This window comes from Sphaerobacter sp., from assembly GCF_019683595.1.
Classification (GTDB): Bacteria; Chloroflexota; Chloroflexia; order Thermomicrobiales; family Thermomicrobiaceae; genus Sphaerobacter.
Genome location: NZ_JADGHZ010000013.1, coordinates 16,963 through 34,763, shown reverse-complemented (window position 1 = coordinate 34,763; position 17,801 = coordinate 16,963). Strand labels below are relative to the sequence as shown.

Here is a 17,801-nt window from a genome sequence, read left to right as displayed (position 1 = left end):
TCGGAGGCGAGGATGGCGTACGAGCGGCGATGGGAGACGCGGCGGCGCGGCGGGCGTAGCGCCGGGGATGAAGCGAGGGAGAGCTACTACGGTGTGCCGGTGATCCACCGAGCGCCGTGGCGCTGGGAGATCCCGACCTACTTCTTCCTCGGCGGCATCGCCGGGGCCAGCTACGTCATCGCCGGCATCGCCCATGTGTTCGGTGGCGATGAGGAGCGGCCCGTCGTGCGCGCGGGGCGGTACCTGTCCCTCGCGGCGCTCATCCCCAGTCCCATCCTGCTGATCCTCGACCTGGGCCGGCCGGAGCGCTTCCACCACATGCTGCGGGTCTTCAAGGTCCGCTCGCCGATGTCGGTCGGAACCTGGGGCCTGGTAGTCTTCGGCGCCTTCTCGACGCTGTCGGCACTCATTCAGGCGGCGGAGGACGGCCTCTTCGGGCGCGGCACACTGGTCGCGCGCCTGCTCCTCCGGCTGCCGTCGCGGGCGATCGCCTTCCTCGGGCAGTTCCCGGCCTTCTTCGTCAGCGGCTACACCGGGGTCCTACTCGCCGCCACCGCGGTGCCGCTCTGGACCAGGAACTACCTCCTGATGGGGCCGCTCTTCCTCGCCTCCGCACTCTCGAACGCCCTGGCGGCGATCACGCTGATCCTGACGGTGGCCGGGCGGACCAGCCACCGGTCGCTGCGACGGCTGGAACGGTTCGAGACGGTCGTGATGGGAGTTGAGGCGCTGCTCCTGGCGGCGCTGCGGCTCAACTCGGGCAAGACCATCGCTCGGCCGATGCACGAAGGCCGTCTGGGCCGCATCTACCGCGTCGGCGTCCTCGGCACCGGGCTCGGCTTGCCGCTGCTGGTCCAGGCGCCGGGCGCCTGGCTGGGACGGCGCCTGCCGCGTGGGGTGACGGTGCTGGCCGCGCTCCTGACGCTGATCGGCGGGGCGCTCTTCCGCTACCTGATCGTCACCGCCGGCCATCGCTCGGCCGACGATCCGCAGGCGACGTTCGAGCTGACGCGGGCACGCGAGAACGGCTCACGCCGCTCCTGATCCGCCGCGAGCGCGGTGCGCAGGATGCTGATGGCGGCTGCCCATCATTCCGCCGGCTCCAGCGTCGCGTAGTAGAGCGCGTTGAAGAGCAGGCGGTAGGTGCCGCGGGTCTGGGCGCGGAACTGCGGCCGGAAGCCGAAGAGGATCACGCGGCCCGCGCCAACCGGCACGTCGAGCAGCGCCGCCTTGCCGCGCAGGTGGTTGGCGCCGAGCAGCCAGCCGGAGAGGAGCTGGTTGGTCATCGGGAAGCGTCCGACGACGCCGACATCGTCGCTGAGCGGCTCGAACACAGGGCTGTTGACCGAGAGCACGGCAGTTTCACGCTCGAACCCGTAGGCCACCGGGTGGTGGGGATCGAGCAGGAGGCGCAGGAGCGCGCCGGGGGCGTAGAAGACTTCGGCAGGCAATCCCTGCACCGCGTTCATCACCGGGAGGTACAGGTGCTCGATGGCCACCTCCCCGGCGGAATCGAGCGCCACCAGCGTGCCGCCGGCCTGGACGAACCGGCGCAGGTTGGCGGCGCCGAGCTGGCCGATGCCCCCCGCATACTCGGCCGGGTACTCCCCGGAGTCGTTCCCCTCCAAGATGTCACGGGCCGGCTGTTGCGGCAGCACGATCACGTCGCAGCGGTCGCGCAGGTCACCCTGGCGCAGGTCGCGGTCGCGCAGCGTGACGTACGAGAAGGCGTATTGCTCGAAGATGAACCGGGTCCAACCCTCGTCGATCGCGTTGGGCCGCCAACTCCGGTAGAGCCCGATGCGGGGCGCGTGCAAACGGCGACGCGGCACGGCGGGTCGGGATGGCAACCCGTGCAGGTGCACGTGTGCCTCGGAGGCGAGCGCCGTCGCGTCGTCGCGGGATAGCCCCTCGATGATGAAGCTCCCGGCGGCCCACTCCCTGCCCCCTGTGCGGAGCGGCGCACCGGTCCGCCACACCGTGGCTCCTGCCTCAAGCAGCCGGTTGACCACCCGGTAGGCGGCATTCGTCTCGCAGCCGAGGAGGTACCCGGCCCGCGCCGTCCCGCTGACGCTCCCCAGCGGCGGCTCGACCCGCGTGGCCGGTTCGAGGTCCGCCGCGAACGGCGTGTCGATCTGGATCGCCTCCACCCCCATGTAGAGCGGGAGGGTGTGGGCGGTGATGTCGTAAGGCGGGCGCGGCGGCCCGCCGGGAGAGACGCGCAGGTCCGGGTAGTGCTGAGTCTCGAGCAGCGTCTTGGCGTAGCGTCCGAAAGGCTGAGCCAGGAGCACCACGTGCGATCCGGCCGGGTAGTGGACACCATCGGCCCGGAAGGGTGCCCGCGCCCGGTGCACCTCCACCAGACCGTCCTGCAGGATCTGTAGCATCTCCGCCGCCGTGACCGGGTCGCGCTGGCTGGGCGGCACCACGAAGGCGACCGGCGTGGCATGGGCAACCGCGCGCTGCTGGACGTGCCAGAATCCGCGTACCCACCGTTCACGGAAAGCCGCGGCGTGGCACAGGCAGGCGTAGATGGCGGTCTTGTGGTAGTCGACGATGTCACGCAGCCGCCAGGTGCCGCCGGTCCAGGGCACAGGGTGGTTCGCGCGCGCGACGCGCGGGTCGAACCCACGCACCTCCCGCAGGTCGGCCGGCTTCAGTTCGACCGGGCTTGCGATCCGGCAACTTGCCGCCTCGGCCAGAATGCGTACCCCACCGTGGTAGTGCTGGTAGGCACGGGAGGGGGAGTAGGCGTCGAAGATCACCCCGGTGGCGACGCCCGCCTTCCCCTCGGCGGTCAGTGCCGCCGCCATGCTGGTCCCGAGTGCGGCGATCTCGGCGACCATGAGCGGGTCGACGTTTGGGTCGTAGGGGTCGATGAAGGGCGGCAGCACGTAGCGCGGCCCGTTGGCCATCATCTGATGCAAGTCGAACACGATGCGCGGGAACCAGCGGTTGTGCACCTTCTCGACCACCGCGCGCGTCTCGACTTGAGTCAACATGAACCAGTCACGATTATTGTCGTGCCCGGTGTAGGGGTGGTAGAGGGTAGGGGGCGCGGTCCCCTCGGCGGCTGTGCCGAGCGTGCGCTGGTACCAGTCGGCGACAACCTCCATTCCCCACGGGTTGAGCGAGGGGACGAGGAGCAACACCACATTGTCGAGGATCTCGTGGATCTCCGGGTCGTCGCGGGTGGCCAGCTCGTACACCAGCTCCGGCGTCGCCTGAACGGCGCCGACCTCGGTGGCGTGGATACCGCAGGTGACCAAGACCACGCAACGCGCAGCGGCGATCAGTCGCTCCGCCTCGTTAGACGCCAAGCCGCGCGGGTCGGCCAGCCGCCGCTGGATCGCCTGCAATTCATCGAGCCGTCCCAGGTTGTCGGGCGATGAGATCGTCAGGAGCGCGATCGGCTGCCCGCCGGTGTCCGGTCCCAGCTCTTCGTACCGCACCCGCGGGCTGCACGCGGCGACATCGGCGAAGTAGCGCCGCATGTCCGGCCAGCGGATCAGCCGCCGGTCGTCGCCCGGTCGGAAGCGGAAGCGCTGATCGGGCGGAACGATCGTGGCGGCGGACTGAGCCATCGGCAACGCCTCCTCCCAGGCGGGCGTGCTTCCGCCTGCGGCGCGGCACCGCCCTCGAATCCAGCGCGACGGGGATACTGTAGCACCGAGCGAACGACTTGTGGACCGGCGAACCGCCGTCAGTCGCGAACGTTCCACGCAGCAGCGTCAGGCTGGGTGCCACGTAGCCGCCGGGACGCCGGGGATCGGGTATGCGCCGATGCCGGTTGCGACACGCAGGTCGGTCCGCTGTGCCGGTATGATCGGACGGTCCTGGTCGCGCGCCGCCGCAGGGTGCCCGAGATCACGCTTGCGCCTGCCACCCGGGGAGGCATAGACTACGCGCGGCACGGCTGGCTACGAAGCGTCGAGGATTTCCGGGGTCGGCGCTGAGGCGCCGGCCCCTTCTGCGCTGAGACGTGATTCTCCTGGGCCTGCCCCGGCGACCCCGTGCGGCGGAGCGGGCCGATCGAGGTGAGGGAGAGATGGGACAGGTGCTCGTCGGCGTCGATACGGGCGGGACGTTCACCGATTTCGTGCTGGTGGAGAACGGGACGGTCCGGGTCCACAAGGTCCTGTCGACGCCGGATAACCCGGCCAGGGCGATCCTGCAGGGGCTGGAGGAGCTCGGCGTCGGGGAGGGGCTGGCGGCGGTCGTCCACGGCTCGACGGTGGCGACCAACGCCGTGCTCGAGCGCAAGGGGGTGCCGACCGGGCTGGTGACCACGGCCGGATTCCGCGATGTGCTGGAGATCGGGCGGCAGACCCGCCCGGCGCTCTACGACCTCCGGGTCGAGCGGGAGCCACCGCTGGTGCCGCGCGAGCGCCGGTTCGAGGTCGTAGAGCGGCTGGATGAGCGGGGCGGCGTGCTGACGCCGCTGGATCCGGAGTCGGTGGCCGCGGCGGTCGCTGCGCTCCAGGAGGCCGGGGTGACCTCGGTTGCGGTGTGCCTCCTCTTCAGCTTTGCCAATCCGACGCATGAGGCGGCGGTGGCCGAGGCGGTGCGTGCGGCCGGGATGCATGTCTCGGCGTCGCACGAGGTGCTGCCGGAGTTCCGGGAGTACGAGCGCACCAGCACGGTGGTGCTCAACGCGTATGTTGCCCCGCTGATGGACCGCTACCTCCGCCGGCTGGAGGACGAGCTGCCGCGCGGCGTGCCGCTGCGGATCATGCAGTCGAACGGTGGGTCGATCTCAGCGGCCACGGCCCGGCGTGAGGCGGCGCGCACGCTGCTGTCTGGCCCGGCGGCCGGGGTGGTCGGGGCGGCCTACGTCGCGAGCGCCTCCGGCTTCGAGCAGACGATCACCTTCGACATGGGGGGCACCTCGACCGACGTGGCGCTGATCGACGGCGCCATCACCGAGACGACCGACGGCAAGATCGGCGGCTACCCCAGCAAGTTGCCGATGATCGACATCCACACCGTCGGCGCGGGGGGCGGCAGCATCGCCTGGTTCGACACCGGCGGGGCGCTGCGCGTCGGTCCGGTCTCTGCTGGAGCCGATCCGGGCCCGGCGGCCTACGGACGTGGGGGCGAGGCGCCGACGGTCACCGACGCCAACGTCGTGCTGGGCCGGCTGATCCCCGAGGGGTTCCTCGGAGGGGGCATGGCGCTCGATGTCGATGCCGCGCGGCGGGCGCTCGGGACGGTTGCCGAGCGCCTGGGGACGAGCCCGGAGGCGGCAGCCCTTGGGGTGATCCGGGTGGCGAACGCCAACATGGAGGCGGCGATTCGGGTCATCTCCGTGGCGCGGGGGCACGACCCGCGGCGATTCACGCTCGTCGCCTTCGGCGGGGCCGGTCCGCTGCACGCCTGCGAACTGGCGGCCAACCTGCGGATTCCGCGGGTGCTCGTGCCGTCGACGCCCGGGGTGCTCTCGGCGCTCGGGATGCTCGCCGCCGACGTGGTCAAGGACTACGTGCGCACCGTGATGGTCCCGGCGACGGGGGCCGCCGAGGTGGTCGACCCGGTGCTGGCAGAGCTGACCGATCAGGGCCGGGCGGATCTGCTGGCCGAGGGGCTGCCCGACGAGCGCATCACCATCGAGCGGATGCTCGACCTGCGCTACGTCGGCCAGTCGTACGAGCTAGTGGTTCCCTACGAGGGCGACATGACGACGGCGGTCGCGGCCTTCCACGCGGCCCACGAGCGGCGCTTCGGCTACAGCGACCCTGGCGAGCCGGTCGAGGTGGTCAACTGCCGGGTCAAGGCGCGTGGGCTCGCCGAGCGGCCGAACCTGCCACGGCGTGAGGTCGACCCGAACGCGCGCGTCGAGCCGGTCATGCACCGGCCGGTCGTCTTCGCCGGGGCCGACGGGCCGGAGACGCGGGAGACGCCGATCTACGACCGGGCTGCGCTGGTGCCGGGGGCGCGGCTGCGCGGCCCGGCGGTGGTCACGCAGTATGACACGACGACCGTCGTGCCGCCCGGCTGGGGCGGCCGGGTGGACACGGTGGGCAATCTGATTCTAGAGCCGATGCCGGAGGAGGGGGCGCGCGATGGCGATTGAGCCGGAGGTGCTGGTCGATCCGGTCAGCCTGGAGATCTTCCGCAGTGCGCTGACGGCGATCGCCGAAGAGATGGGCGCGGTGCTGACGCGCAGCGGCTACTCGCCCAACATCAAGGAGCGCCGCGACTTCTCCTGCGCCTTGTTCGACCGCCAGGGGCGGCTGCTGGCCCAGGCGGCCCATATCCCGGTTCACCTGGGCGCCATGCCCGACTCGGTCGCGGCGGCGCTGGCGGCGTTCGACAGCTTCGCCCCGGGTGACGTCGTGGCGCTCAACGACCCGTTCGCCGGCGGAACCCACCTGCCCGACATCACCCTCATCTCCCCGATCTACGTGACCGTCGAGGGCGAGTCGGTCCTGGCCGGCTTCGCGGCCAACCGGGCGCACCACGCCGATGTCGGTGGCATGTCGGCCGGGTCGATGCCGGTGGCCAGTGAGATCTACCAAGAGGGGGTCATCATCCCGCCGATCAAGCTGTGGGAGGCGGGGCATCCGAACCGGGCGGCGCTGGCGCTGCTGCTGCGCAACGTGCGCACGCCTGACGAGCGCCGCGGCGACCTGACCGCCCAAGTCGCGGCCAACCGCACCGCCGAGCGGCGGCTGCAAGAGCTGGTCGAGCGCTACGGGCTGGCGACGGTCGAGGCCCACGGCGAGGCGCTCATCGCCTACGCCGAGCGGATCACGCGGGCCACGATCGAGCAGATCCCGGACGGGGTCTACCGCTTCACCGACTATCTCGACGACGACGGGATCAACGGGCGCCCGCTGCCGATCGTGGCGACCGTGACGGTCGAGGGCGGGACGCTGACGGTCGACTTCAGCGGTAGCGCCCCGGAGGCGGAGGGGAGCATCAACGCCGTCGCCTCGGTCGCCAAGTCGGCGGTGTACTACGTGGTCCGCTGCCTGATGCCGCCCGATGCCCCGATGAATCACGGCACCTTCGCGCCGGTGACGGTCCACGCCCCGGAGGGGACGGTCGTCAATGCCCGGCCGCCACGGCCGGTGGCCGGTGGCAACGTCGAGTGCTCGCAGCGTATCACCGACGCCGTGCTGGGGGCGCTGGCCCAGGCGCTGCCCGGCGTCATCCCGGCAGCCAGCCAGGGGACGATGAACAACGTGACGGCCGGAGGGATCGACCCGCGCACCGGTCAGCCCTTCGCCTATTACGAGACGATGGGCGGCGGCATGGGCGCGCGCCAGGGGCTCGACGGGCTCTCGGGCGTCCACGTGCACATGAGCAACACGCTCAACACCCCGGTCGAAGCCTTCGAGTACGCCTACCCGATGCGCATCAGCGCCTACCGGCTGCGCGACGGCTCCGGCGGGGCCGGAGCGGCCCGCGGCGGCGACGGGTTGGAGCGCGAGATCGACTTCCTGGTGCCGACCGAGGTGACGCTCCTGACCGAACGGCGTCGACTGGCCCCCTGGGGGCTCCAGGGCGGCGAGCCGGGCGCGCCCGGCGAGAACCTACTCGTGCGCAACGGAGAGGTCACCAAACTCCCGGGCAAAGTGCGCTTCACCGCAAGGCCGGGCGACCGGCTCGTGATCCGCTCCCCCGGTGGCGGCGGTTGGGGCAAGCCCGCACACCCCACGGGTCAGGCCCAGGACTGACGTTGATACGCACGAGCCGCCCGCATCGCGCACCGGTGCGGGCGGATCACTTCCTTCCACCTAGCGTGCACGTGACGCGGGCTGCTGATACCGAGGGAGGGTGATCGCATGCGCTCGTGTCATCCTGCGCTCGTTTCCGTGTGTCATCCTGAGCGGAGCGAAGGATCTGCGCCTGGGATTGCCAAGCCCGACTGAGATCCTTCGCTCCACTCAGGATGACATCTGCCGCTCAGATGACTCATGCGAAAAAGTCGTCCCACACGTGAGCGTGTTGTTGACGCATGCTGAATCACGCTAGGTCTTCCGACTTGCCTGCTGTGCGCTTATCATGGGCCTGCGGACCCGATCACGAGAGCGAGGACCGATGACGGCGGCAGATATCGAGCGCTACCGGCGCAATCTCCAGGCAGAGATCGAAGGGGCGGCGCTCTACCGGACGCTAAGCGAGGTCGAGTCGTCGCCGGAATTGGCTACGGTCTATACGCGCTTGGCCGAGACCGAGGAGCGGCACGCCGCGTACTGGCGCGACAAGCTGCGTGAGGCCGGTGCGACCGGTCCTGAGCCGGGGATCGGTTGGCGTACCCGCTTGCTGATGTGGCTCGCGCGGCGGTTCGGTCCGGCTCTGGTCCTGCCGACCGTGATCGGCAACGAGCAGAGCGACAGCCACAAGTACGACACACAACCCGACGCCCGCAGCGCCGGCCTGGCGACGGACGAGCGCTCGCACGCGCGCCTGTTCCGCATGATCGGGCGGGTGACGCCGTCGGGTGTGCCCGGCAGCGCGATCGCCCAGTTCGAAGGGCGTCACCGGGCGACCGGGGGCAACGCCCTACGTGCGGCAGTGCTGGGGGCCAACGATGGCTTGGTGTCGAACGTCAGCCTGGTCATGGGCGTGGCCGGTGCCGACCTGGCACCCCGGAGCATCCTCGTGACCGGCCTGGCCGGGCTGCTGGCCGGATCGCTCTCCATGGCGATGGGCGAGTGGCTCTCGGTCCAGAGCGCGCGCGAGCTCTACGAGCACCAGATCGCGGTCGAGCGGGAAGAGCTGGAAGCCTTCCCGGACGAAGAGATCGAGGAACTTACCCTCATCTTCCGGTCGCGCGGCATGGATGAAGCGGCCGCCCGCGAGCTGGCCCAGCGGATGACCGGCGACCCCGCTGTCGCGCTCGACACCCTCTCTCGCGAGGAGCTGGGGATCAACCCGGAGGAGCTGGGCGGCTCCGCCTGGGAAGCCGCGATCTCCTCGTTCCTGCTCTTCGCCGTCGGCGCGATCGTCCCGGTCATCCCCTACTTCGTCACCGGCGGCCTGACCGCCGTGGGGATCAGCCTCGGACTGACGATGCTCGCGCTCTTCCTCATCGGCGCCGGAATCACCGTCATCACCGGCCGCAGCGCGCTCTATTCCGGCCTGCGCCAGGTCGCCATCGGCACCGCCGCCGCAGCCGTGACCTTCGCAATCGGCCGCCTCGTCGGCGTCAACATGGTCGGCTGACGGGGCGCGCTGCTCGATAAGGCTGCCGGTAAGCGGGGGCGACGGTGTGATGCCGTCGCCCCCTGACATGCTGTCGCTCGTTGGTTGTGAGCCGTCCTACTCGTCGCGCAGGGGAACGTGGATGCGGGGGCGCTCTTCGAAGTCGTCCATCTCGGTGGTCTGGAAGACGTAGCGGGCGGCGAGGCTGGTGGAGGCGGCGGCGACGTTGCCGTGCCGGTCCATGGCGACGATGTTCATGATGTTATCGCGCTCGGCGAAGGGGTCCACCAGCGCACGCAGGTCGAGCATGGCCGTGCGGAGGGCGTCCTCCAGCGCCATACCCTGGCGCAGGTAGGTGACGACGCTGTGGGCCGAGGCGGCCCGGATCGCCATTTCGCCGCGCCCGGTGCAGGCAGCGGCGCCGAAGCGCGAGTCGGCGTAGTTGCCGGCGCCGATGATGGGTGAGTCGCCCAGCCGGCCCGGCCACTTGAAGCCCCAGCCGCTGGTGGAGACGGCGCTGGCAATGTTGCCCTGGGTATCGCGGACGATGACGTTGGTGGTGCCGAAGATCTCCTTATGGAGGAGCTTGGTCCAGTCCTTCACGACGCTCATGTAGAGGCTGTACTGGTCCTCCCAGGAGTCGCCCTCACCCGGTGCGCCGTCCTCACCCAGGATCTGGCGCCGCCACTCCCGCTCCGCCTCTTCGGTCAGGAGGTTGGCGGTCTCGAAGCCGTGGACGCGGGCGAAGAGCTCGGCACCCTCGCCGACCAGCATCACGTGGGGCGTGACCTCCATGACCTTGCGGGCGATCTCGATCGGGTGGGGGTAGTTCTTGACCGCGCCGACCGCGCCCGCCGCGAGGGTCGTGCCATCCATGATGCTGGCGTCGAGCTCAACCTGCCCGAGGATGTTGGGGATTCCACCCGTGCCGACGCTGTGGTCCTCAAGGTTGTCCTCGATGACCTTGACCGCTGCAACGGCGGCGTCGAGCGCGCTGCCGCCCGCGCGTAGGATCTCCATGGCCGCGGGGAACCCGACGTGGGCGTTGTAGCTCCCGACGATCACGCCGACCTGTGCACCGCTTCCCACTTCGCTGCCCTTCCCTCTCCGGGTGCCGCGCCAGGTGCTCCAGGCGCGGTTTCGCGTGCGCTCCGAACTCGTGCCGGGATTGTAGCCGAAGCGGGTCGAGGTGGGCGGCGGTCACTGGTTGAGCTGGTCGAGGCACGTGAGGAGGTCGTCGACGGTGGGGATGTCGCGCATCGACCGGCCGTCGTGGCGGTGGCGGATCACCCCCGCGGAGTCGACGATGAGCACAGCAGGCATGCGGCCGAAACGAAGCACTCGGATCTGCTGGCCGTACCGCCTGGCTACCGCGTGGTCGGAGTCGATCAGGCCGGGGAAGGGGATGCGCTCTCGCTCCCAGTAGGCGCGCACGGCGTCCGGGCGGTCCGGAGCGATGGCGAGAACCTCGGCGCCGCGCTGCTGGAACTGCGAATAGTGGTCGCGCAACTGCGCGAGCTGCCGGCGGCAGTGCGGTCAGGCGAGCCCGCGCAGCAACGCCAGCACGACGGGGCCACGCCGGAGCACGTCCGAGAGGCGGATGTCCCGCCCGTGCGTGTCGGGCAGCGTGAAATCGGGGGCGGTGGTCTCGTGTTCGGGACGGATCACGACGTGCTCCTCTCGCTCGCGCGCTGTTCGAGATGGTTCAGGAAATCCTCGATGAAGTCGACGAAGTCCTCCGGCTTTTCGACCTGGGGCAGGTGCCCGGTGTGCTCCATGAAGACGAACATGAAGAGGTCGGGAACGGTGGTCATCCGGACCACCTGGCGCGGGTTCACGATGCGGTCGTACATCCCGAAGATGGCCATGAACGGGACCTGAAGCTCTCCGAACCGGTCCAGCAGACCCAGCGGCCGGGCGGCACGGACGGCGCAGGCGAGTGCCGCGTCCCACCCATCCACCTGGAGCGCCGTGAGATACGCCTTGACGAGCTCATCGGTCACGACGGCGCGGTCGTAGACGGCGTAGCGCAGGATGTACGCGGCCCGCGCCGAGGCGGATTGCGCGACGCGGGGGAGCAGTCGGTCCAAGGCGGGCGCACGCACGAGCAGCGCCAGCGAGCGGCGCAGAGACGGTGGGTCCAGCGCGGGCGTGACGAGGACCAACCCGCTGACCCGTTCGGAGTACCGCAGCGCCGCGAGCATGGCGACGCGGGCGCCGGCGGAGTGCCCGACGAGCACGGCGCGGTCGATCCCGAGGCGGTCGAGCAGCGCGACGGTGAGGTCGGCCTGGACCTCGGGGTCGTACGGGTTGCCGCGCGGCCAGGCATCCGGAGCGGGGCGGGCCGTCAGGCCGAAGCCGGGGAGGTCGAAGGCCACCACCGTGCCGCGACGGGCAAGCGGCGGCATCACCTGGCGCCAGATGAAGGCGCCGGCCGCGAAGCCGTGGATCAGCACTACAGTCGGGTCACCCTGGCCGGCAACCTTTGCGTGGACCCGCAGCCCGTCCACATCGATGAAGGTGCTGTCGTCGTCCGCCAGCGCTTCCGGCGGGAGGAGCGTGCGGGACTGCGCCGGGTCGGCGCGGCGGCGGGCAACGGTCACGAGTGCCACCGGTGCCGCCGCGCCGAGCGCGAGCGCGGCGAGCCGGGTCCGTCGCTGCATCCCACGAGCCTCCTCTCACGAGCGCCATGCTCAGCCTACCCCGAACTGCGGTGATCTGGCCAGATCCGGGCTTTACATAGCGTGTGTGCGCCGCTACGCTGAGATGGACAACCCATCGGCCATGCGTACCGGCCAGGCGCATCGCAGGCAACGCTCGGCCCCTCGCCTGCCGGGCGAAGCGGCGGAACGCGCCGGGTTGGGTGCGCCCATGCGAGAGGAGCGGAGCATGCCTGCCACGATCCAGCGCATCGCGATCGACCCCACCCGGCCGCTCGCCGCCCAGGCCGAGACGGGCCACAACCGCTGGCATGAGGACGTCACCCCGGTGCTCCACGTCGACCCGGGGCGGACGGTGGTCGTGGAGACGCGCGACGCCTTCGACGGCCAGCTTAGCCCGCAGTCCACCGCTGCCGACGTCGCCCGGCTGGACCTGGGGCCGGTCCACCCGCTCACCGGCCCGATCTACGTCAACGGCGCGGCACCCGGCGACTTGCTGGAGATCAAGCTGCTCAACATTGAGTGCGACCCGTGGGACGCCTGGGGCTACACCGTCGAGGTGCCCGGCTTCGGCTTCCTCCGCGACCTCTTCCCCGAGCCATACATCGTCCACTGGAACCTCTACGGCGACTACGCCGAATCGCCCCAACTGCCGGGTGTCCGCATCCACGCCGCGCCGTTCCCGGGCATTGCCGGGCTGGCGCCGTCCACCGCGCTGCGGGGGGAGGTCACCCGGCGTGAAGCGGACCTGGCGGCGCGCGGCGGGTTTGCCCTGCTGCCTGACCCTGCCGGGGCGGTGCCGCCACACGGGCCGATCGCGGAGCAGGGGCTGCGCACCATTCCCCCGCGGGAGACGGGCGGGAACATCGACATCAAGCACCTGACGCCAGGGGCGAGCATGCTGCTGCCCGTCTACGTCGAGGGCGGGCTCTTTTCGACCGGCGACGTCCACTTCGCGCAGGGGGACTGTGAGGCGTGCGGGACGGCCATCGAGATCCGCTCGGCGCTGCACCTCCAGTTCAAGGTGCATAAGGGTGAGGCGGCGCGGCGGAACATTCGCTCGCCCCAGTTCTTCCGGGACGACTACTTCGCCGACCCAGTACTGGCGGTGCCGCGGCGCTTCTACGCCACGACGGGGTTCTCGGTCACCGACGGGGTCAACGAGTCGGAGAACCTCACCCTGGCGGCGCGGAACGCGCTACTGGCAATGATTGAGTACCTGGGCACGCGTGGCTACGACCCGCAGCAGGCGTACGCGCTCTGTAGCGTGGCGGTCGACCTCCACGTGAGTCAGGTGGTCGATGTGCCGAACTTCATCGTCTCGGCGCTGTTACCGCTCGACATCTTCATCTGACGTATGGCTGTCGGCGAGGAGTTGCTACTCGCGGAATTCCTTGTCCCAATGCTTGACAAGTCTGGGAAATACGGTTAGGGTAGTCGAAGCTATCGCGATCGAGGGGCGGTTGTCGCACCAGCGCGCTTCCCGGCGACCGCAGCCGGGCGGCGCGCTGTCTACCTTCGGTCCCCGGCCACAACGAAGGGACGGCGTCCATGTCCACGTCCGGTGCTACCTCCCCGACGCCGACCGGTGCGACCCCAGCAGTGCCTGACGTCCACATCCTCTGGACCTCCGAAGGCATGAGTTGCGATGGCGACACGGTCTCGATCACGGCGGCCATGCAGCCGAGTCTCGAGGACGTGTTGCTCGGCGTCATCCCCGGACTCCCGCGCGTGCACCTGCACAACAAGGTGCTCGCCTATGAGACCGGCGAGGCCTTCATGGAGGCCTTCCATCAGGCGGCGCGCGGTGAGCTGGAGCCCTTCATCCTGGTCGTCGAGGGCTCGATCCCCAACGAGGAGATCAACGGCGACGGTTACTGGACCTCGATGGGCAACGACCCGGCCACTGGGGAACCGATCACCCTGAACACCTGGCTCGACCGCCTGGCGCCGCGCGCCTGGGCCGTCGTTGCCATCGGGACCTGCGCCACCTACGGCGGGATCCACGCCATGGCGGGCAACCCCACCGGCTGCATGGGCCTGGCCGACTACCTCGGCTGGGACTTCCGCTCGCGGGCGGGTATCCCGATCGTGAACGTGCCCGGCTGCCCGGTGCAGCCCGACAACTTCATGGAGACGCTCCTCTGGCTGCTGTATCAGGCCGCGGGGCAGGCGCCGATGATCCCGCTCGACGACAAGCTCCGGCCGACCTGGCTCTTCGGCAAGACGGTCCACGAGGGCTGCGACCGGGGCGGCTACTACGAGCAGGGCGATTTCGCGCTCGACTACAACTCGCCCAAGTGCCAGGTCAAGGTCGGCTGCTGGGGCCCGGTCGTCAACTGCAACGTTCCCAAGCGGGGCTGGATGGCCGGCATCGGCGGTTGCCCCAATGTGGGCGGCATCTGCATCGCCTGCACCATGCCGGGCTTCCCTGACAAGTTCATGCCGTTCATGGATGAGCCGCCCGGCGGCGTCCTCTCGACCGCGCTGAGCGGCACCTACGGCAACGTCATCCGCCGCCTGCGCAGCATCACGAACGACACGGTGAACAAGGAGCCGCAGTGGCGGCGCCGGGGGCCCGCGCTCACCAGCGGGTACAACCCGACCTGGCCACGCTAGGGGAAGGAGCGGCGCTCGTGGCGACGCGAAGCGAGACCCCGGCCGAAGCTCGCCAGCTCGTCAGCATGGCCTGGGATCCCATCACCCGCATCATCGGCAACCTGGGCATCTACACCAAGATCGACTTCGAGAATCGTGAGGTCGTCGAGTGCAAGAGCACGTCGTCGATCTTCCGTGGCTACAGCGTCTTCATGAAGGGGAAGGATCCGCGCGACGCCCACTTCATCACCAGCCGCATCTGCGGCATCTGTGGGGACAACCACGCCACCTGCTCGATTTACGCCCAGAACATGGCCTATGGCATCCAGATGCCGCCGCTGGCCGAGTTGATCGTCAACCTGGGCGAGGCGGCCGAGTACATGTTCGACCACACCATCTTCCAGGACAACCTCGTCTTCGTCGACTTTTGCGAGCAGATGGTGAAGGAGACGAATCCCCGGCTGCTGGAGCGTGCCGAGTCCACCCCCGCGCCGCACGCCGACATCCACGGCAAGCGCACCATCGCCGACATCATGCGCGCCTTCAACCCCTTCACCGGCGACATGTACGTGGAAGCCCTCCAGATGAGCCGGCTGACGCGGGAGATGTTCTGCCTGATGGAGGGGCGTCATGTCCATCCCTCGACGCTCTACCCGGGCGGTGTCGGCACGATGCCATCCCCGCAGCTCTTCTCCGACTACCTCGTGCGACTGATGCGCTTCCTCGACTTCGTCAAGCGCCTCGTGCCGATGAACGACGATCTCTTCGACTTCTTCTACGAGGCGATGCCGGGCTACGAAGAGGTGGGCCAACGCCGCATCCTCCTCGGCTGCTGGGGCTCCTTCATGAACCCCGAGTTCGCCGACTACCGCTACGACCACATGACGCAGTGGGGCCGGGCGATGTATGTGACGCCCGGCATCATCGTGGACGGCGAACTGATCACCACCGACCTGGTCGAGATCAACCTCGGCATGCGCATTCTCCTCGGCAGCTCTTACTATGAGGACTGGACCGAGCAGGAGATGTTCGTCACCCACGACCCGCTCGGCAACCCGGTCGACCGGCGGCATCCGTGGAACCAGACGACGATCCCCAAGCCGCAGAAGCGCGACCTCGAGGGCGGGAACTATAGCTGGGTGATGAGCCCGCGCTGGTACGACCGCCGCACCGGCGACCACTTGGCGCTGGACACCGGCGGTGGCGCGCTGGCCCGTCTCTGGGTCACGGCGTTGGCCGGGTTGGTCGATGTCGGCTACGTCAAGGCCACCGGCAACAGCGTCCGGATCAACCTGCCGAAGTCGGCCGCCTTCCCCGAAATGGAGTTCGAGTGGAAGGTCCCCCAGTGGTCGAACACGATCGAGCGCGACCGTGCGCGGGCCTACTTCGTGGCCTACGCGGCCGCGATCGCCTTCTACTTCCTGGAGCAGGCGATGGACCACGTCCGTCGGGGCGACCTTCGGGTCTTCCAGGAGTTCGAGGTGCCGGACGAGGCGATCGGCTGCGGCTTCCATGAGGCGGTGCGCGGGGTGCTCTCGCACCACCTGGTGATCCGGGACGGCAAGATCGCGAACTACCATCCGTACCCGCCGACGCCCTGGAACGCCAGCCCGCGGGACTCCTACGGCACGCCCGGTCCCTACGAGGATGCGGTGCAGGGGCTGCGGATCTTCGAGGAGAACGGACCGGAGAACTTCAAGGGGATCGACATCATGCGCACGGTGCGCAGCTTCGATCCCTGCCTGCCCTGCGGGGTGCACATGTACCTGGGAAACGGCAAGCTGATCGAGCAGCGGCACTCCCCGTTCCTCGGTGCCGGTCGGTAGCGGGTCGGTGCCCGCCGTGGAAGGGTCGGGGACATGGTAGGCCGCACCGGCACCCGCCCAGACGACCGCGCGGCCCGGCTCGATGCGCTGCTGGCCCGGATCGAGTCGTTCCCGGAGCCGGAGCTGCGCGATCAGGCGCTCGGCGCCATCCAGGCGCTGCTCGCCTTCTACGGTGATGGGTTGCAGCGGGCGCTGGCGATCCTCGCTGCCCGTGACCCCGCGCTCCTCGACGCGTTGGCCGGGGATGAGCTGGTCGCCCACATCCTGTTGCTGCACGGGCTCCACCCGGTGCCGGTCGAGGAGCGGGTGGGACAGGCGCTGGACCGGGTCCGGCCCTACCTCCACTCGCACGGCGGCGATGTGGAGCTGCTCGAGATCGCGGACGGTGTGGCGCGGGTGCGGCTGCGGGGCACCTGCCGCGGCTGCCCGGCCTCGGCGGTGACGCTCCAGCTTGCCATCGAGCGCGCGGTCCACGAACTGGCGCCGGACCTGGATGGGATCGAAGCCGTCACTGAGGACACGCCCGTACCCAGTGGGCCGGGGATCCTGGCGAACGGAGCCGCCGGAGCCGCGGCCGGAGACTGGACGACCGTCGGGCGGTTGGAGCTGCCCCCGGGCGAGGCGCGGCTCTGCCGGGTAGAGGGCGTCAGCCTGCTGGTCCTCGACCTCGACGGCACACGCTACGCCTATCGGGACGGCTGCCCACGCTGCGGCGCGTCCCTGGCCGGGATGCGGCTCGCGGGCCAGGTGCTCGCCTGCCCCGGCTGCGGGAGCCGCTTCGACGCGCGCCTGGCGGGGCGGTGCCTGGATGCACCCGAGCACTACCTGGAGCCGGTCCCGCTTCTGGTCGACGCCGGGATCGTCCGGGTAGCCCTGCCCGGCGTGGCGAGGGAGGCGGCGTCATGAGCGACCGTGGCACGCCGATCACGCGCGGGAGTCTCGCCGCACTGCGCCGCTACGCCCAGCCGGAGCCCTTGGCGCGATGCGACCTCTGCGCCGAGCCGATCCCTCCCGAGCACCGCCACCTCCTGGACGTCACCGCGCGGCAGTTCCTCTGCGTCTGCTATGCCTGCTCCCTGCTGTTCGACCGCGAGGCGGCCAGTGACGGCAAGTACCGCCTCATCTCGGACCGGTACCTGGACCTGGGCGGGCTGCAGATCGACGACGCGGCGTGGACGCGGCTGGGTGTCCCGGTCGGCATGGCGTTCTTCTCCTACAGTTCGCCCGCGGGCCGGATGCTTGCCTACTACCCGAGCCCGATGGGCGCGACTGAGTCGGCGGTGGACGAGGCGGAATGGGAGGCGCTGGTGGCGCAGCAACCGATCCTGCGCACGCTGGCGCCGGATATCGAGGCGCTGCTGGTCAACCGCGCGCGAGGCGCCCGCGACGCCTTCATCGTCCCGCTGGACCAGTGCTTCGCGCTGGTCGGGGTGGTGCGCCAGCACTGGCGCGGCCTGAGCGGCGGAAGCCAGGTGTGGCGCGAGATCGACGGGTTCTTCGCCGCGCTGCGTTCCCGCAGCAAGCCGGCACCGCCGGTGGACTGACGGGCAGGTGCCCGAGGGAG

The 17,801-nt window shown here is 70.0% G+C and carries 13 protein-coding genes and 1 pseudogene; 9 read left to right on the top strand and 5 right to left on the bottom strand.

All coding sequences use genetic code 11. The annotated features are described in order from the left end of the window. Positions 1-12 precede the first annotated feature (12 nt). On the top strand, positions 13-1,044 hold the full coding sequence (gene nrfD / locus IRZ30_RS02835) for an NrfD/PsrC family molybdoenzyme membrane anchor subunit (protein WP_294082698.1): 1,032 nt from the start codon (positions 13-15) through the stop codon (positions 1,042-1,044). 44 nt (positions 1,045-1,088) lie between these two features. Here the strand turns inward: nrfD and IRZ30_RS02830 are convergent, their stop codons facing one another. Beyond that, positions 1,089-3,584: a M14 family metallopeptidase gene (locus IRZ30_RS02830; protein WP_294082697.1), complete on the bottom strand. Its 2,496-nt coding sequence runs from the start codon at positions 3,582-3,584 to the stop codon at positions 1,089-1,091. A 464-nt stretch (positions 3,585-4,048) separates the two neighbouring features. On the opposite strand from IRZ30_RS02830, the gene IRZ30_RS02825 reads away from it, so the two are divergent. The 3 genes from IRZ30_RS02825 to IRZ30_RS02815 all read left to right on the top strand — a co-directional run bounded on the left by IRZ30_RS02825 (position 4,049) and on the right by IRZ30_RS02815 (position 9,174). Beyond that, positions 4,049-6,073 (top strand): hydantoinase/oxoprolinase family protein, encoded by a 2,025-nt coding sequence (locus IRZ30_RS02825; RefSeq protein ID WP_294082695.1) that lies wholly within the window; start codon positions 4,049-4,051, stop codon positions 6,071-6,073. Beyond that, complete coding sequence (locus IRZ30_RS02820; protein ID WP_294082693.1) at positions 6,063-7,682, top strand: hydantoinase B/oxoprolinase family protein; 1,620 nt, start codon at positions 6,063-6,065, stop codon at positions 7,680-7,682. Before IRZ30_RS02825 ends, IRZ30_RS02820 begins: the two co-directional genes overlap by 11 nt. 364 nt (positions 7,683-8,046) lie before the next feature. Beyond that, positions 8,047-9,174, top strand: a complete 1,128-nt coding sequence (locus IRZ30_RS02815; RefSeq protein WP_294082691.1) for a VIT1/CCC1 transporter family protein — start codon at positions 8,047-8,049, stop codon at positions 9,172-9,174. A gap of 96 nt (positions 9,175-9,270) precedes the next feature. On the opposite strand, the gene IRZ30_RS02810 is transcribed toward IRZ30_RS02815, so the two are convergent. The 4 genes and pseudogenes from IRZ30_RS02810 to IRZ30_RS02795 form a co-directional block, all read right to left on the bottom strand. Then, positions 9,271-10,242, bottom strand: coding sequence for a N(4)-(beta-N-acetylglucosaminyl)-L-asparaginase (locus tag IRZ30_RS02810; RefSeq protein ID WP_294082689.1), 972 nt, complete (start codon positions 10,240-10,242; stop codon positions 9,271-9,273). 111 nt (positions 10,243-10,353) lie between these two features. Then, positions 10,354-10,677 (bottom strand): annotated as a pseudogene (locus IRZ30_RS02805) (redoxin domain-containing protein); the annotation flags it as partial. Positions 10,678-10,689: 12 nt separating this feature from the next. Beyond that, a complete protein-coding gene (locus tag IRZ30_RS02800; protein WP_294082687.1) occupies positions 10,690-10,821 on the bottom strand; it encodes a redoxin domain-containing protein in 132 nt (43 codons plus the stop codon). Continuing rightward, the gene (locus tag IRZ30_RS02795) at positions 10,818-11,816 is read right to left on the bottom strand and encodes an alpha/beta hydrolase (protein WP_294082686.1); all 999 of its coding nucleotides are present in this window, start codon (positions 11,814-11,816) and stop codon (positions 10,818-10,820) included. The genes IRZ30_RS02800 and IRZ30_RS02795 overlap by 4 nt, the downstream gene beginning before the upstream one ends. A gap of 226 nt (positions 11,817-12,042) precedes the next feature. On the opposite strand from IRZ30_RS02795, the gene IRZ30_RS02790 reads away from it, so the two are divergent. The 5 genes from IRZ30_RS02790 to IRZ30_RS02770 all read left to right on the top strand — a co-directional run bounded on the left by IRZ30_RS02790 (position 12,043) and on the right by IRZ30_RS02770 (position 17,781). Further along, entirely contained in the window at positions 12,043-13,167 is a 1,125-nt protein-coding gene (locus IRZ30_RS02790; RefSeq protein ID WP_294082684.1) for an acetamidase/formamidase family protein, read from the top strand. Between the two features lie 197 nt (positions 13,168-13,364). Then, the gene (locus tag IRZ30_RS02785) at positions 13,365-14,432 is read left to right on the top strand and encodes a hydrogenase expression protein HypE (protein ID WP_294082683.1); all 1,068 of its coding nucleotides are present in this window, start codon (positions 13,365-13,367) and stop codon (positions 14,430-14,432) included. 65 nt (positions 14,433-14,497) lie between these two features. Further along, the gene (locus IRZ30_RS02780; RefSeq protein ID WP_366945314.1) at positions 14,498-16,237 is read left to right on the top strand and encodes a nickel-dependent hydrogenase large subunit; all 1,740 of its coding nucleotides are present in this window, start codon (positions 14,498-14,500) and stop codon (positions 16,235-16,237) included. 33 nt (positions 16,238-16,270) lie between these two features. After that, positions 16,271-17,143 carry a NifU family protein gene (locus tag IRZ30_RS02775; protein ID WP_294082679.1) on the top strand — a complete coding sequence of 291 codons (873 nt, stop codon included), beginning with the start codon at positions 16,271-16,273 and terminating at the stop codon, positions 17,141-17,143. Beyond that, positions 17,140-17,781: a DUF5947 family protein gene (locus IRZ30_RS02770; protein ID WP_294082678.1), complete on the top strand. Its 642-nt coding sequence runs from the start codon at positions 17,140-17,142 to the stop codon at positions 17,779-17,781. Before IRZ30_RS02775 ends, IRZ30_RS02770 begins: the two co-directional genes overlap by 4 nt. Positions 17,782-17,801: the final 20 nt, after the last annotated feature.

Coding starts and splice junctions, on each gene's coding strand:
- IRZ30_RS02770 (WP_294082678.1), top strand. CDS start 17,140: ATGAGCGACCGTGGCACGCCGATCACGCGCGGGAGTCTCGCCGCACTG.
- IRZ30_RS02795 (WP_294082686.1), bottom strand. CDS start 11,816: ATGCAGCGACGGACCCGGCTCGCCGCGCTCGCGCTCGGCGCGGCGGCA.
- IRZ30_RS02790 (WP_294082684.1), top strand. CDS start 12,043: ATGCCTGCCACGATCCAGCGCATCGCGATCGACCCCACCCGGCCGCTC.
- IRZ30_RS02775 (WP_294082679.1), top strand. CDS start 16,271: ATGGTAGGCCGCACCGGCACCCGCCCAGACGACCGCGCGGCCCGGCTC.
- IRZ30_RS02820 (WP_294082693.1), top strand. CDS start 6,063: ATGGCGATTGAGCCGGAGGTGCTGGTCGATCCGGTCAGCCTGGAGATC.
- IRZ30_RS02830 (WP_294082697.1), bottom strand. CDS start 3,584: ATGGCTCAGTCCGCCGCCACGATCGTTCCGCCCGATCAGCGCTTCCGC.
- IRZ30_RS02825 (WP_294082695.1), top strand. CDS start 4,049: ATGGGACAGGTGCTCGTCGGCGTCGATACGGGCGGGACGTTCACCGAT.
- IRZ30_RS02780 (WP_366945314.1), top strand. CDS start 14,498: ATGGCCTGGGATCCCATCACCCGCATCATCGGCAACCTGGGCATCTAC.
- IRZ30_RS02785 (WP_294082683.1), top strand. CDS start 13,365: ATGTCCACGTCCGGTGCTACCTCCCCGACGCCGACCGGTGCGACCCCA.
- nrfD (WP_294082698.1), top strand. CDS start 13: ATGGCGTACGAGCGGCGATGGGAGACGCGGCGGCGCGGCGGGCGTAGC.
- IRZ30_RS02815 (WP_294082691.1), top strand. CDS start 8,047: ATGACGGCGGCAGATATCGAGCGCTACCGGCGCAATCTCCAGGCAGAG.